Origin of the sequence: Pseudomonas sp. PA15(2017) (genome assembly GCF_001945395.1) — a bacterium.
GTDB lineage: Bacteria > Pseudomonadota > Gammaproteobacteria > Pseudomonadales > Pseudomonadaceae > Aquipseudomonas.
Map to the genome: position 1 here is coordinate 1 of NZ_MSXV01000042.1, position 14,777 is coordinate 14,777.

Genomic DNA, 14,777 nt, shown 5'->3' on the forward strand with positions numbered 1-14,777 from the left:
TGCTCACCTGAAAGGTTGGTCGCGACCTTTCGAATCGTACAAAAGCAAACGCCCCGAACAATGTCGGGGCGTCTGATGGGATCACTACCTGCATCAGCGACTTTTCACACGCTCTGCTGGGGCGCCGTTTTTTTATACCTGCAACTTGCTCGGCGTGCTGGAGGATTCTCGGCCGCTGACATCAGCGTGACGCCGGCAGCGACTCCTGCACGTTGCGCGGCAGGATGGACAGGAAGTTGTCCCGGGCCACCTTGTGGGCGACATCCTCGGGTAACGCGTCGAGGAAGCGGTCGAAACCGTGCATGTACTCGCCCATGCTGTCGAAGCGACCGACCACGTCGGAGCCGATCATGAAGCGATCGGGGTAGCGCTCGACCAGCTTCACCCATTTGGGATCGGGCTTGCCGCTGTCATCGGTCAGGTACGGCCTGAGCATCGTCCAGGACAGGTCGATGTACAGGTTGGGATAGCTTTCCAGCATGCGCGCCAGGGTGTCGAAGAGAAACTCCAGTTTCTCCTGGTGGCGGTGAATCTCCATGCTGGTGCCGGCATGGGCCCAGATGAAACGCACGTGCGGGTGGTTGCGCAGCGGCTCCTCGATTTCCTGCAGGTACAGCGGATTGCGCTCGCGCTTGGAGGTGATGTTGGAGTGCATCATTACCGGCAGGTCGTATTCGGCAGCCAGATGATAGACGCGCGTCATGGCCTCGTTGTTGGCCCGCGGCGTGCTGCCCTCGATCAGCGAAGTGAGATCGTCGTGGCGGGTGAACACTTCGCCGATGCCCTGCCAGAGCCCGGGATCGAGTTCCAGCATGCGGCGGATATGGGAATCGGAGTTCTTGTCGTTGGGGTTGAAGCCGGACAGGAACGGATGAAAACGGTGGCGCTGCGCCTCGGGCACCTGTTTGTAGGCGTGGGCGATCAGCACGTCGGTGGCGCTGTACCAATAGGCGGCTGCGTCGTCACCGGCGTAATAGCGTGGGCGCTTGGGTTCATCTTCATGCCATTTCTTGGCGACCGGGATGCCCGAGAACATCACGTGATCGACCCTGGACTCATCCATGCGCTTGAGCAGCATGTCCATGCCGGCGCTTTCCTGGAAGAAATCCACGTAATGCAGATGAGCGTCGCTGTACCGATACTCACGCGCGTCAACAACGCTCGCCAGCAAGCCTGCCGATAATAAAAAACCGAGACGAATCAGGCGCATGCAGACGCTCCTCTGTCATTGAGCAGCATAGACTGCACGCGCTTCGCGCAAGTTCAGGCTATCGGCCTGCGCTGTTGCGCCATTGAAGAGACCAATTGTTTCATTACCGACACATCCAAATGGCCTGCTCTCGGGTATAAACCTTGCACCTCAGGACGCAGCCCAGCACAGGATGACGGCATGTCTGACCCGATGTTCGATTACGACCGCACCCTGGAAGCCTGCGCGCGCCATGACGAGCGCGCGTTTCAGGCGCTGTATCGCCAGGAATCGGCGCAGATGCTCGGGCTGGCCATCAGCCTGCTGGGCCAGCGTGACGCGGCGGAAGACTGCCTGCACGACGCCTTCGTACAGATCTGGCGCAACGCCGGGCGCTTTCAGCATTCACTGGGCAGCGGCCGGGCATGGGTTTACAGCATCCTGCGCTATCGCGCGCTGAACCAATTGCGCCAACGCGGCCGCACGGTAGCCCTGGCCGACGATATTGCCGACCACCTGATCGACGACAGCCCCTCCGCTGCCCAGCAGCACGAGCAGCAATCGAACAGGCGTCATCTGCGCGACTGCCTGCAAAAGCTCGAGCGGCCGCGGCGTCACCCGGTCCTGCTGGCGTTCTATCGCGGCCTGACCCATGAGCAGATTGCCGAGCGCCTGACCATCCCGCTGGGCACCATCAAAGGGCGCATTCGTAGCGGCTTGCGCGCACTGCAGGAGTGTTTGCAACGATGATCAGCACCGATCCCGCAGAACGCCGCGCGCTTATCGGCGAATACGTTCTTGGCCTGCTCGAAGCAGAACAGGCCCGCGAAGTTGCCGAGTTGCTCGAGCGCGACCCTCAGGCTGCCGCCATGGCATTGGAATGGGAGCAGCACTTTCTCGAACTCAGCGACCGACTGCCGCCCAGGGCGCCTTCTCCCGGCCTGTGGCCGCGCGTGCAGCAGACGCTCGATCTGCATCGACAAACCCATGCCTGGCAGCAATGGTGGTCGAACCTGCATGCCTGGCGCCTGACCAGCGCGGCCTTGGCACTCGCCTTGATCATCGCCTTGCTGCCAAGGCCGTGGCACGCCGATACGCCCCCGGCGAGCTTTACCGCCGTGCTGCAGCCACCCGGTGAGGCAGCGGCGCCAAGTTGGGTGGTGCACATCGATGCCCGCGGTACGCTGCTGCTGGAGCCGCTGGGCGAGGATCAGATCGCCACGAATCGCTCCGTGCAATTCTGGACGCTGATCGATCCGAAGGACGGTCCGCGCTCCCTGGGCCTCGTCGAGCCGGGCGAACCGTTGACCCTGTCCGCCGAGCAGATCGGTGCGGTACAGGCTGGCCAGTTGTTCGAGCTGACCCTCGAACCGTCCGGTGGCTCGCCCTTGAACAGGCCCACCGGCGAGGTGCTGTATATCGGCCGCGCAGTCACCACGGCAATCAACTGAGCCGGAAGATGCAACCAGATGTTTCTGTCGACATCTGCCGAGCAATCCCATGGGTATGACTATCAGGTGCTCTACCACGGTGCCTGGATGCCAGCGCGAAGAAACCTTCGCGCCTTACCCATAGAGAGGACGCTCATGAACATTTCCAAGAAAGTGCTCGGTATCGCCATCACTGCCGCCGCCCTGGGCTGCGCCACCGCCAACGCCGACAACCTGCTGGCCCTGAGTGCGGACGGCAAACTGCTGCACCTCGATACCAAGGCCCTCACCGTCGCCTCCGATGTGAAGCTCAGCGATGTCTCCAACCTGCGCGGCCTCGATGTACGCCCGGCCAATGGCTCGATCTATGGCCTGGATGACGCCGGCCAGCTCTACACCATCGATGCCAAGAGCGGCGCAGCCACCAAGACCGCCAAGCTCAGCCAGGCGCTGCCGGGCAACGGCCAGGCCGTGGTCGACTTCAACCCGGTCGCTGACCGCCTGCGCTTGCTGGCAGCCGATGGCACCAGCCTGCGCGTCAATGTCGAGAGCGGTGAAGTGGTGGTGGACGGCAAGGTCGCCTATGCCCAGGACGGCCCGTACGCCGGCAAGACGCCCAAGGTATTAGCCGGTGCGTACACCAACGCCTACAAGGGCACCGAGAAGACGGCGCTGTACACCGTCGACCTGGCGACCGGCAACCTGATGCTGCAGAACCCGCCAAACGACGGTATCCAGCAGGTGGTTGGCAAGATCGCCGACGACCTGAAGAGCGCTGCGCTGGACATCAAGAGCGATGGCAAGGGCGGCAATACTGCCTATCTGCTGACGGGTACCACGCTGCACCAGGTCAGCCTGGAAACGGGCAAGGCCACAGTCTTGGGTGAGATCAAGAACCTGCCCGACGACATCATCGACATCGCGGTCATGCCAGCCAAGTAAGACGATAAAGGGGGAAGGCCACACGGCCTTCCCCTCTTCTTTTCGCGTTACTCGAACACTTCGTCGAGCAGATTATCCATGGCCTTGAACGCCCGCGCCGCGACCAGCGGATGGTACTGATTGCTGCCGGGAGTATTGGCCAGAGGATCGGTGAACGAATGCACCGCCCCGCCGTAACTGACCAATTGCCAATCCACCTTGGCGGCCTTCATCTCCGCCATGAACCCGTCGACCTGCGCCGGCGGCACCGCCGGGTCGTCCGCACCATGCAGCACCAGCACCGGCGCCTTGACGTTGTTGGCATCGGCGGGGTTGGGCGTATCCAGATTACCGTGGAAGGACACGAAGGCTTTCAGTGGCGCACCCGAGCGAGCCAGTTCGAGGACCGTGCCGCCGCCGAAGCAGAAGCCGATCGCGCCGAGCCTGGCGGTATCCACAGCGACCTGGCTGGTTTGCGCCTTGAGCACATCGACAGCCGCCTGGGCACGCTTGCGCATCAGCGCACGGTCGCTGCGCACGGTAGTCGCCGCCTGCTTGGCCTCGTCGGCGTTGCTGGGGCGAATGCTTTTGCCGTACATGTCGGCCACGAACACCACGTACTTGTCGCCAGCGGCACGGGCGGCCTTTTCGGCAGACGCATCGGTGACGCCCAACCAGTTCGGCACCATCAGAAGGCCCGGACGCGGGTCGCTGACCGCGTCATCGTAAACAAGCTTACCTTCGAACGGCTGGCCATCGATCTCGTAGGGGACGTTCTTGACCACCACCCCCGCCTCGGCCAACCCGGCCAAGCCCAGCAACGCTGCCGACAACAGTGATTTCCTCATCGCGTGGTTCCCTCTGTCTGTACTCAGTGATGGCAGCCGATGCTGCACCCGAGCACAAGGAAGCACATTTGCGGCGCCAGGGAAACCCGGACGCCGCGAGCGAACAGTGGATCAGGCGGCAGCGAACAAGCCGTCGATCTGCGCATGGGCACCGCGCAGTGCATTGGCTTTCGGCTCTTCACCGTATGCCAGACCTTCTGCCCGCACCACCTCGATATCGGTGATGCCCAGGAAGCGCAACACCAGAATCAGATAGTCTTCGTGGGCCTGGCCACTGGCCTGGCCGGCATGAATACCACCGGCAGTCGAAGCGATGACCACTTTCTTGCCACCGGCCAGGCCTTTCGGCCCGTTTTCGTCGTAGGCGAAGGTCTTGCCGGCTACGGCGATGCGATCGATCCAGGCCTTGAGCTGGGTTGGAATGGTGAAGTTGTACATCGGCGCGCCGATCACGATGGCGTCGGCCGCCAGGAATTCTTCCAGGGTCGCTTCGGCCAGTGCCACTTCGTGCGCCTGGGCTGCGTCGCGCAGTTCGGCTGGCGTGCCTCCGGCTACCAGGCTGGCGGCGGAGAAGTGACTCAGGGCGTCGCTGGCCAGGTCACGGTAGATAACCTGAACACCGGCCTGGCTGTTCTTCCAGGCTTCGGTGACCGCTGCGCTGAGCTGGCGGGAGGCAGAGGCATCGCCAAGAATGCTGGAATCGAGGTGCAGAAGTTTCATGAGGCGCTCCTTGAAAGAGGTCGTTGACTGTTCGATGGGTTAATCCTATCAATGGATCGAATGACTGATTAGCGGGTAAAAATGCGATGATGCGTTCCATCAGTAGAACAAACCGCTTTTTTGCAGGCCTGGAGCTTTCATGCAGGATCTCAACGATCTGATGTACTTCGCCAAAGTGGTCGAGCACGGCGGCTTCAGCGCCGCCGGCCAACAGCTGGGCATCCCCAAGTCGCGTCTGTCGCGGCGTGTGGCCGAACTCGAAGCCCGCTTGGGCGTGCGCCTGCTGCAGCGCACCACCCGCAAGCTGGCGCTGACCGAAACCGGCGAACGCTACCTGCGTCATTGCCAGGCAATGCTGCTCGAAGCCGAGCAGGCGCATGAGGCCGTGGCCTCGCTGAGCAGCGAGCCACGCGGGCGGGTGCGCATGTCCTGCCCTGTCGAGCTGGCGCGTGCCGGGCTGCACCCGGTGATCACCAGCTTTCTGGCCAAGTATCCGTTGGTGCAGCTCGACGTGGTGCTGACCAACCGCCGCGTGGACCTGCTGCAGGAGGGCCTCGACGTTGCGCTGCGCGTGCGCGATCAGAGCGATGAGGATCCCTCGCTGATCGCCCGCCAACTGGCGCCCGCCTCCGCTTACCTGGTGGCCGCTCCGGCATTGCTGCAGGGGCTGGACATCCGTACGCCCGACGATCTGCAACGGTTACCGGCGCTTGGCGCGGCAGCAAGCGACAGACGTATTCATCACCTGCTGAGAAATTCAGCTGGCGTACGTCGCGAAGTGACCCTGGAGGCACGTCTGAGCATCGAAGACTTCGATATTCGCCGGGCGGCTGCACTGCAGGGGCTGGGTTTCACCATGCTGCCGCACACCAAATGCGTGATTGATCTGCAGGCAGGCCGCCTGGTGCGCCTGCTGCCGGACTGGGACCTGCCCGGCGGGCACCTCCAGGTCGTCTACCCGCACCGGCGCGGCATGCTGCCAGCCGTGCGCGCCTGGCTCGAGCATATGATCCAGGCCAGCCGCGAGGGCTGGATGATGCCCGGAACGGACCTGGCTCGCTAAGAGTCAGACCAACCTGATAACGTTATCCTCCATTTCACCGTACAGGACACCCGATGACCGCCCGCAAGCCCCAGGCACCCGGCCAGACCGCACGAATTCTAGCCGTGGTGTTCTTCACCTTCATCGGCTTTCTCTGCGTCGGCCTGCCCCTGGCGGTGCTACCCGGTTTCGTGCTCAATGACCTGGGCTACGGCTCGGTGATGGCGGGCCTGGTAATCAGCCTGCAGTACCTCGTCACTCTGGTTTCACGGCCAATCACCGGAATGCTGATCGACCGGATCGGCCCCAAGCGTGCGGTGGTCTACGGCTTGGCTGGCACCCTGGGCAGCGGCGTGCTGACCCTGGCGGCGACCAGCCTGCATGAGGCGTCCGGCGCGATGGGCCTGGGTCTGCTGCTGGCCGGGCGTGTCGCCTTGGGCATTTCCCAGGCGCTGATCGGTACCGGTTCGATCACCTGGGGCATCGGCCGGGTCGGCGCCGAGAACACCGCCCGGGTGATTTCCTGGAACGGCATCGCCTCCTACGGCGCCATCGCCATCGGTGCGCCCCTCGGCGTGCTGATGGCCTCGCAGCTCGGCTTGTGGAGCATTGGCGCGGCCATCACCCTGCTCAGCGGTGGTGCGCTGTGGGTGGCACGCGACAAACCGGCCATTCCGGTCATCCAGGGCAAGCGCCTGCCGTTTCACAACGTCTTTCTGGCCATCGCCCCCAACGGCTTGGCGCTGGCCCTGGGCTCCATCGGCTTCGGTACCTTGGCGACCTTCGTCACCCTGTATTACGCGAGCCTCGGCTGGGAACACGCCGCCTATTGCCTGAGCGCATTCGGCCTGGCCTTCATCGCCGCGCGGCTGCTGTTCGCTGGTGCCATCGAGCGGCGCGGCGGCTACCGGGTCGCGACCGTTTGCCTGGCGATCGAAACCCTCGGCCTGTTATTGCTGTGGATCGCACCGATCCCGGCTCTGGCCCTGTGTGGCGCAGCGCTGACCGGCTTCGGCCTGTCGCTGGTGTATCCGGCGCTTGGCGTCGAGGCGATCGGCAACATTCCAGCGGCCAGCCGCAGTTCGGCGCTGGGCGCCTACGCGCTGTTCTTCGATCTGGCGTTGGGCGTGGCCGGCCCCCTGATGGGCCTGGTCGCCGCCGCCTATGACTACGGCGCAGTGTTTCTCGCCTCGGGCTTGCTGTCGCTACTTGGCCTGGGGCTGAGCCTGTTGCTGCTCCGCCGTGCCGAGCGGCCAAAGGCGGTGCAGCCGTGACTCGCGACGAACTGATCGCCTTCTGCCTGCAATTGCCGGGGGTTCGGATGGATTACAAATGGGGCAGCAACCAGGTGTTTTCCGTGGCGCACAACAAGATGTTCGCCATCCTCGATTTTCTCGGTGACAACCTGGCCTTCAAGGTCGATGACGCGCTGTTTCTGGGCTTCACCGACCGGCCCGGTATCCGCCCGGCGCCCTACCTGGCCCGCGCCCACTGGATCAGCATGAGCGGCAGCCAGCCGCCGCTGGGTGACGAGGAACTGCGGGACCTGTTGACCCGCTCCCACCAACTGGTGGTGCGGCGTCTGCCACGCAAACAGCAGGTCGGCCTGCTGCTCGACCTATAACAGGCTGCGCAACCAGCCGCCGGTGTAGGTACCGCCGAGCAGCAACTGATCGATCCAGACCAGTTGGTGCAGCGCCACGATGGCCCAGAAAATCAGCTGGTAGGACACCTTGCGCGTCTTGTGCCGAAAGGTCTGCTGAGCCAACAACGCCCCCGGCCAGCCGCCCGCCAGTTCGACCAGATGCAAGGTGTTTTTCGGGGTGCGCTGGCGGCCTCCCTGGGCGCTGTTCTTGTCGTGCCAGTAGAGGAAGAAGCACAGCACGCTGGCCGCGGGATAGAGCAACGCCGGCCATACCACTCCATTCGCCAGCCAATGCAATGCACCGAGCACAGGGAGCAGACACAGCGCGGCAAAAACCAGCCATTTGACAAGCGGATTGCGCAATGTAGCCGCTGGCCGTCGAGCACCGCGCACGGTTGGTCTGGCAGCCCTTGTGCTCGGTTTGGCGACGTTGGGCCTGGCAGTATTCGGTTTGACGCGGATCTGCGGCTGATCGACCGCCAGCTCGCCGGCCAGGCGCACATGCTCGGCCCGCAAGCGGCCCTTGTCGTCGCGCCCGGCCACGAACACCACCTGGTCGCCGGCAGTGGGCCGACGATCACCGCGCATCGCCGAAATGTGCGCGAACACGTCGGCTCCACCGCCAGCGGGCTGAATGAACCCGAAGCCCTTGTCATCGTCCCAGCGTTTGAGGCGGCCCGCCTGTTCCCTGCTCTGCATGTGCATCCTTGGCGGCTGGGCGGTCAGCCCTGCGCCGTGCTCCAGTCGATCCAGCCGAATTGCCAAGTGGCCAGAATCAACAGGCCGAAAGCGATCCGGTACCAGGCGAATACCGCATAGCTGTGGTTGGCGATGAATACCAGCAGCGCACGCACCGTGAGCATGGCGACGATGAAGGTGGTGACGAAACCGATGGCGAATACCGGCAGATCGCCCAATTGCAGGATATCCCGGTACTTGTAGAGCGAGTACACCGTGGCGGCGACCATGGTCGGCATCGCCAGGAAGAACGAGAACTCGGTGGCCGCCTTGCGCGACAGGCCGAACAGCAGGCCGCCGATGATGGTCGAGCCGGATCGCGAGGTACCTGGGATCAGTGCCAGGCACTGGGCGAAGCCGACCTTGAGAGCCAGCTTCCAGTCCATGTCGTCGACCGTTTCGGCGACGATACGGTGCTGACGCTTCTCGGCCCAGAGCATGACCACGCCACCGATGACCAGCGCGGCGCTGACCGTGATCGGGTTGAACAGCCAGTGCTCGATGAGATCGGCGAACAGCAGGCCGAGCACTACCGCCGGAAAGAACGCGATCATCAGGTTGACGGTGAAGCGCCGGGCCATGGGATCGCTGCCCAGGCCGGTGACCACCGACAGGATGCGCTGACGAAACTCCCACATCACCGCCAGGATGGCGCCAAGCTGGATGATGATCTTGAAGGCCGTGGCGCGCTCGCCGTTGAAATTCAGCAAGTCACCGACCACGATCAAGTGCCCGGTACTGGAAATGGGCAGAAATTCGGTGAGACCTTCAACGATACCCAGAATCAGCGCCTGAAAAGCGAGCCAACTGTCCATCGAAACTCCTCGGAAAGGTGCCAGATGAACTGGCTGTGAAAGGGTTGTTTCTCGGACTGGAGCCGCTGGTGGAGGTTCCAGAGGGGCCGAAAAAAGCGGCAGTTATAAATCACTCCCATACAATTTCAAAACGCTATCAAACGAAATTGCCACTTTCCTGACTGCCAAGCGATCTCCCTGGCGCGACAAGCGCTAGAATGCGCCCCCGTGAAACCGTCACAGAGCGAGGTTCCATGTCACCGCTTGAAGTTTGTGCCTCGTTGCTCGGCCTGATCGCCGTTTGGCTGACCGTGCGGCAGAACCCCTGGTGCTGGCCGATCGGACTGGTCATGGTGGTGCTCTATGCGTGGGTATTCTTCCAGGCCAAGCTGTACTCCAACACCCTGCTGCAATGCGTCTATGCCGCCCTGCAGCTTTACGGCTGGTGGCATTGGACACGCGGCGACCGCCCCGACGAGCGCCTGCAGGTATCGAGCCTGAACCTGCGCCAGACCCTTTCTGGCCTCGCCCTGGGCGTGCTCGGTTCGGCCGTGCTGGGCCTGCTGGTGATGACCTACACCGATGCCAGCGCGCCCTGGCAGGATGCGACTCTGTGCGCTTTCAGCCTCGTCGCGCAGGTGTGGATGGCCAAGAAGCGCGTGCAATGCTGGGCACTGTGGATCCTCCTGGACGTGCTGTTCGTCGTGCTGTTCATCGACCAGGCGCTGTACCTCACCGCTGCGCTGTACGCTCTATTCACACTGCTTGCCTGCCATGGCTGGCTGACCTGGCGGCGCGAACTGGTCGGCGTGCGCCCATGAACGTCCTGGTTCTGACCGGGCCGGAATCCAGCGGCAAGAGCTGGCTGGCGAGCGAGCTGCAGCAGCGCTTCGGCGGTATCGTGGTCGGTGAATACGTCCGCCACTTCATCGACGCCCAGCAGCGCGACACCTGCTACGCCGATATTTCCACCATCGCCCACGGCCAGCTCGCCTGGGAAGACGCCGCCCGCGAGCAGCGCCCTCACCTGCTGATTCTCGACACCCACCTGCTCAGCAACATCCTTTGGAGTCGCACCCTGTTCGCTGACTGCCCGGCGTGGATGGAGCCTGCCCTGCTGGCCCGGGAATATCACCTGCACCTGCTGCTCGACCCACGCGGCGTCGAATGGGTAGGCGACGGGCAGCGCTGCCAACCGGATCTGGCGGAGCGTCTGGCCTTTCACCAGGGCTGCGCACAATGGCTTGAGGCCAACGGCCAGAACGTCGTGGAAATCGCCGGAACCTGGCATGAACGCCAGCGCGCAGCGGTAAGCTGCGTGGCGAGCTGGCTCGGCGTCAGCGGCTAGCCATCGACGAAAAATGCTCGTGGGCAAGCGTGGCATCTTGCCATTAACCGGCAGCATGGGCATAAAGGAGCACGACTACAAAAACGCAACAAGGACGTCCCCGATGCGCCTGATTCGCCGCACCGTGCAGATCATCGCTCTGCTCCTGCTGACCGCTCTGCTGGTCATCGTCTACTACATCGCCAAGCCCAATCTGCCGGCCTATACACCGGTGGAAAAGGTGCACTATCTCGGCCAGTGGAGTGACCAGCAGCGACAGTTCTATTACTACACCCCCCAGGGCACTACCGTGAAAGGCCTGCACTACGCCTGGTTCACGGCCTTGGAAATGCCGTTCGGCAAGGCCAAGTTCGCCGATCCGGATTACCTGGCGCGCTTCGGCTTTCTGACCCAGCCAGGGCAGAAAGCCACGGCCTTGAATCCCGGCAACCTGCCGGTGGGTTTTGCCCGCCATGAGGATGATGAAAGCGGCGTCCAGTATCTGGACATCACCTGCGCCGCCTGCCATACCGGCGAGCTGCGTTACCAGGGTCAGGCGGTGCGCATCGATGGTGGCGCCGCGCTGCACTCGCTGGCGTCTACCGTACCGACGCTCAAGGGTGGCAGCTTTGGCCAGGCCCTCGGTATGAGCATGGCGTCCACCTACTACAACCCGCTGAAATTCCGCCGCTTCGCCCAGGAAGTGCTGGGTGAGCATTACGAGCGCGACTACGACGCCCTGCGCGTGGAATTCAAGCAGGTTCTCGATCGCCTGCTGAGCACTGCCTACAACGACTGGCACCGCGGCCTCTACCCGACCGAAGAAGGCTTCGGCCGTACCGATGCGTTCGGTCGCATCGCCAATACGGTGTTTGGTGACGGCATCGATGCCGCCAACTACCGCGTAGCCGATGCGCCGGTCAGCTATCCGCATCTGTGGGATATCTGGAAATTCGACTGGGTGCAGTGGAACGGTTCGGCCATGCAACCCATGGCCCGTAACGTCGGCGAGGCACTCGGAGTCGGCGCCACCCTGCAATTGCTCGATGGTAACGGGCGCCCGGTGCCACACGATCAGCGCTACGCGTCCAGCGTGCGTATCAACGACCTTTATCAGCTGGAAGAAACGCTCAAGCACCTGCAGCCGCCCACCTGGCCGGAAAAGGTCCTCGGCAAGATCGACCTGCCGCTCGCCAGCCGCGGACGCGCCCTGTTCCAGGAAAACTGCGCGCTCTGCCACGCACCGAAGGTCGTCCCGCCTGGTCATCGCGTGGCACCCGATCGCGATCCCGAGTGGCACATGCAAGTCGTCGATACGTCCATCGTGGGCACCGACTCCACCACCGCCGACAATATCGCCGATCACCGTTTCGATATCCGCAAGCTGGGCTGGAAGAAAGCCGAGCTGGCGAAACTGGACGTGAAACTGTTCAGTAACAGCCTCGACAAGATCGACTTCAGTGCCATCTCCACTGCCGAGGCGCTGGCCTACGTCACCGCCTACGTCGAAGACCGCGCCTATCGCGACAATGGCATAGCGCCCGAACAGCGCAAAAGCATGGATGGCTACGGCCTGCCCATTGGCGTCCAGGAGATCCGTGGCTACAAGGTGCGGCCGCTGGATGGCATCTGGGCCACTGCGCCCTTCCTGCACAACGGCTCGGTACCGACGCTCTTTCATCTGCTGTCGCCGGTATCGGAGCGTCCCAGCAGCTTCTGGGTGGGCAATTTCGAGTTCGATCCCAAGCACGTGGGGTTTGTCAGCGACAAGTTCCCAGGCGGTTTCCTGCTCGATACGCGCATCAAGGGTAACGGCAATGGCGGCCATGAATTCCGCGATGGCTGCCGCAACTATGGCGTCATCGGCCGTGGCCTGCAGCCTGAGGAGCGCTGGGCACTGGTCGAATACTTGAAAGTGCTGGGTAATCCGACGCTGGAAAACCAGTTGAGCGACGTGCCGGCCAAGCCCTGGAATCCTGGGCAGAACTGCCAAGGCACCGTGAACGCAAATCACAAGGAGTCCAACGATGCTTAAACGATTCTGGCTGTGGCTCGGGCGCCTGCTGGGCAGAACGTTGGTCATTCTGCTGGCCGTCGGTCTGGGTGGCTGGGCCCTAGGCAGCGCCTATTACAGCTGGAAATTCTCCGGTCCGGTCTCCAGCAAAGAGCAAATCCCAGCCGATGAGGCTGCCTACACGGCCGGCATCATCGAAGACGCCATTCGCGTCGTCGAGCAGCACCGTGACAACACCCGGGTCTTGCGTGACGCTCACGCCAAGGCACATGGCTGCGTCAGGGCCGAGGTCACGGTAAAGGCGCAACTCGATGAAAGCCTGCGCTACGGCGTGCTCGCCGACCCCGGCAAGACCTGGCAGGCATGGGTGCGCCTGTCCAACGGCAACGCCTACCCGCAATTCGACCGCGCTCGTGATGCCCGGGGCATGGCCATCAAGCTGCTCGACGTGCCGGGCGCCAAGCTGATGAACAATCCACGCAGTGCTGGCGATCAGGACTTCGTGATGTTCAATCACCCCGCGTTCTTCGTGCGTGATGTGGCGGAGTACCGCAGCAACTTCGCCGCGCAAGCAGACGGCAAGAAAGCCCTGGCCTTCTTTCCGAGCTGGGATCCGCGAACCTGGGAGGTTCGCCACCTGATCATCGCGCTGAAAACCCTTTCCCCTGCCCCCGCCAGCCCGGTGGAAACCACCTACAACTCCATCGCGCCATTTAAGCTGGGGCCGCACAACATCAAGTACCGGGTCATCCCGACCCCGGAAAACTGCCCGGCTTATGCCATTCCCAAGCCCAATACCGATCTGCCCAACTTCCTGCGCAGCGCCCTCTATCAGCAGCTTTCCCTGGACCGCATGCCGGCCTGCTTCGCGCTGCAGGTACAACGGCAGAACCCGGATTACTACATGCCGATCGAAGACCCCAGCGTGGAGTGGGACGAGAAGATCGCGCCGTTCGAGACCGTCGCCGACATCCGCCTGCCAGCTCAGGACTTCGATAGCTCGGAGCAGAATCTGTTCTGTGACAACCTGTCGTTCAACCCGTGGCACGCCCTGCCCGAACACCGCCCGATCGGTGGTATCAACCGTTTGCGCAAGGCAGTGTACGAGGCCGTGAGTGTCTATCGTCACGATCGCAACGCTGCGCTAGGCCAGTAAGCCCCCTACAGGTTCAACAGGCTGCTAGAATCGCAGCCTGTTTGCCCTGTAGAAAAGAGATTGGCCTTGGAACTGTTCAAAGAATTCATCTTCGAAGCCGCCCACCGGCTGCCCCACGTCCCCGAAGGCCACAAGTGCGGTCGCCTGCACGGTCACTCGTTCCGCATCGCGGTCTACATCGAGGGCGAAGTCGATCCGTATACCGGCTGGATTCGCGATTTCTCTGAGATCAAGGCCATCTTCAAGCCGATCTACGAGCAGCTCGACCACAACTACCTCAACGACATCCCCGGCCTGGAAAATCCGACCAGCGAAATCCTCGCCAAATGGGTATGGCAGCAGCTCAAGCCGTTGCTGCCGGAACTGTCGCGCATCCGTATCCATGAGACCTGCACCAGCGGTTGCGAGTACCGCGGCGACTGAACGTGGTCTCACTGCGCAAGGAGCAAGTGCAGAAACGACGAAGCCCGCGCCATGCGGGCTTCGTCGTTTCTGGGCCAAGATCATCCCCTCGATATGCTCGGCTGATCTTGTCCATGCCAGGCAGGCCATTCGAGCGTTTCCAGCAAAACTACACCAGCTCCCCGGGTTACGCCTGCGGCTAACCCAGGCTACGAGAGTTCTATACGCACCCTAGGGTGGAAGACGCTCCCCCTTCCACCAGCAACTCTGCGACACGAGAGCCTTTACGGCCGTTTCATTTCGTAGCCTGCGCGATACCCAGGTCAGGGTGTGGCATATGTGTGCCCGGTGGGCGCCGCCGAACGTTGAGCCGCTGATTTTCGCCGCCCGAAAAGACGAAACCCCAGACCTCTGTCGAGATCTGGGGTTTCTTGTAGAAGCTTGACGATGACCTACTCTCACATGGAGAAGCTCCACACTACCATCGGCGATGCGTCGTTTCACTACTGAGTTCGGGATGGGATCAGGTGGTTCCAACGCTCTATGGTCGT

16 protein-coding genes and 1 rRNA gene are annotated in these 14,777 nt (G+C 62.7%); 11 read left to right on the forward strand and 6 right to left on the reverse strand.

From position 1 onward, the window contains the following. Positions 1-181 precede the first annotated feature (181 nt). A complete protein-coding gene (locus tag BVH03_RS13375; protein WP_075961634.1) occupies positions 182-1,210 on the reverse strand; it encodes an amidohydrolase family protein in 1,029 nt (342 codons plus the stop codon). A gap of 180 nt (positions 1,211-1,390) precedes the next feature. On the opposite strand from BVH03_RS13375, the gene BVH03_RS13380 reads away from it, so the two are divergent. From BVH03_RS13380 to BVH03_RS13390, 3 genes are all read left to right on the forward strand, one after another. After that, a complete protein-coding gene (locus tag BVH03_RS13380) occupies positions 1,391-1,939 on the forward strand; it encodes a sigma-70 family RNA polymerase sigma factor (protein ID WP_075961635.1) in 549 nt (182 codons plus the stop codon). After that, positions 1,936-2,640 (forward strand): anti-sigma factor domain-containing protein, encoded by a 705-nt coding sequence (locus BVH03_RS13385; RefSeq protein ID WP_075961636.1) that lies wholly within the window; start codon positions 1,936-1,938, stop codon positions 2,638-2,640. The genes BVH03_RS13380 and BVH03_RS13385 overlap by 4 nt, the downstream gene beginning before the upstream one ends. A gap of 135 nt (positions 2,641-2,775) precedes the next feature. Beyond that, complete coding sequence (locus tag BVH03_RS13390) at positions 2,776-3,561, forward strand: DUF4394 domain-containing protein (RefSeq protein ID WP_075961637.1); 786 nt, start codon at positions 2,776-2,778, stop codon at positions 3,559-3,561. Between the two features lie 47 nt (positions 3,562-3,608). Here the strand turns inward: BVH03_RS13390 and BVH03_RS13395 are convergent, their stop codons facing one another. Together BVH03_RS13395 and BVH03_RS13400 are read right to left on the reverse strand one after the other, a co-directional pair. Continuing rightward, positions 3,609-4,388 carry a dienelactone hydrolase family protein gene (locus tag BVH03_RS13395; RefSeq protein WP_075961638.1) on the reverse strand — a complete coding sequence of 260 codons (780 nt, stop codon included), beginning with the start codon at positions 4,386-4,388 and terminating at the stop codon, positions 3,609-3,611. Positions 4,389-4,499: 111 nt separating this feature from the next. Continuing rightward, positions 4,500-5,108: an FMN-dependent NADH-azoreductase gene (locus BVH03_RS13400; protein ID WP_075961639.1), complete on the reverse strand. Its 609-nt coding sequence runs from the start codon at positions 5,106-5,108 to the stop codon at positions 4,500-4,502. A 139-nt stretch (positions 5,109-5,247) separates the two neighbouring features. On the opposite strand from BVH03_RS13400, the gene BVH03_RS13405 reads away from it, so the two are divergent. From BVH03_RS13405 to BVH03_RS13415, 3 genes are read left to right on the forward strand one after another with little or no spacing between them, the layout of a single operon-like run. Beyond that, a complete protein-coding gene (locus BVH03_RS13405) occupies positions 5,248-6,171 on the forward strand; it encodes a LysR substrate-binding domain-containing protein (protein WP_075961640.1) in 924 nt (307 codons plus the stop codon). A gap of 53 nt (positions 6,172-6,224) precedes the next feature. Then, positions 6,225-7,424 (forward strand): MFS transporter, encoded by a 1,200-nt coding sequence (locus BVH03_RS13410; protein ID WP_075961641.1) that lies wholly within the window; start codon positions 6,225-6,227, stop codon positions 7,422-7,424. Beyond that, the gene (locus tag BVH03_RS13415; RefSeq protein ID WP_075961642.1) at positions 7,421-7,774 is read left to right on the forward strand and encodes an MmcQ/YjbR family DNA-binding protein; all 354 of its coding nucleotides are present in this window, start codon (positions 7,421-7,423) and stop codon (positions 7,772-7,774) included. The genes BVH03_RS13410 and BVH03_RS13415 overlap by 4 nt, the downstream gene beginning before the upstream one ends. On the opposite strand, the gene BVH03_RS13420 is transcribed toward BVH03_RS13415, so the two are convergent. Beyond that, a complete protein-coding gene (locus BVH03_RS13420) occupies positions 7,769-8,494 on the reverse strand; it encodes a cold shock and DUF1294 domain-containing protein (RefSeq protein ID WP_075961649.1) in 726 nt (241 codons plus the stop codon). The two genes, BVH03_RS13415 and BVH03_RS13420, sit on opposite strands and share 6 nt — an antisense overlap. 23 nt (positions 8,495-8,517) lie before the next feature. Then, a complete protein-coding gene (locus BVH03_RS13425; protein WP_075961643.1) occupies positions 8,518-9,348 on the reverse strand; it encodes an undecaprenyl-diphosphate phosphatase in 831 nt (276 codons plus the stop codon). A gap of 233 nt (positions 9,349-9,581) precedes the next feature. On the opposite strand from BVH03_RS13425, the gene pnuC reads away from it, so the two are divergent. The 5 genes from pnuC to queD all read left to right on the forward strand — a co-directional run bounded on the left by pnuC (position 9,582) and on the right by queD (position 14,247). After that, complete coding sequence (pnuC, locus tag BVH03_RS13430) at positions 9,582-10,148, forward strand: nicotinamide riboside transporter PnuC (protein WP_075961644.1); 567 nt, start codon at positions 9,582-9,584, stop codon at positions 10,146-10,148. Beyond that, complete coding sequence (locus tag BVH03_RS13435; RefSeq protein ID WP_075961645.1) at positions 10,145-10,675, forward strand: AAA family ATPase; 531 nt, start codon at positions 10,145-10,147, stop codon at positions 10,673-10,675. The genes pnuC and BVH03_RS13435 overlap by 4 nt, the downstream gene beginning before the upstream one ends. 103 nt (positions 10,676-10,778) lie before the next feature. Continuing rightward, a complete protein-coding gene (locus tag BVH03_RS13440) occupies positions 10,779-12,689 on the forward strand; it encodes a di-heme-cytochrome C peroxidase (protein WP_075961646.1) in 1,911 nt (636 codons plus the stop codon). Continuing rightward, entirely contained in the window at positions 12,682-13,824 is a 1,143-nt protein-coding gene (locus BVH03_RS13445) for a catalase family protein (protein WP_075961647.1), read from the forward strand. Before BVH03_RS13440 ends, BVH03_RS13445 begins: the two co-directional genes overlap by 8 nt. A gap of 66 nt (positions 13,825-13,890) precedes the next feature. Then, the gene (gene queD / locus BVH03_RS13450; protein WP_075961648.1) at positions 13,891-14,247 is read left to right on the forward strand and encodes a 6-carboxytetrahydropterin synthase QueD; all 357 of its coding nucleotides are present in this window, start codon (positions 13,891-13,893) and stop codon (positions 14,245-14,247) included. A gap of 418 nt (positions 14,248-14,665) precedes the next feature. Here queD and rrf read toward each other — a convergent pair. Then, a 5S ribosomal RNA gene (gene rrf, locus BVH03_RS13455) occupies positions 14,666-14,777 on the reverse strand; the annotation flags it as partial.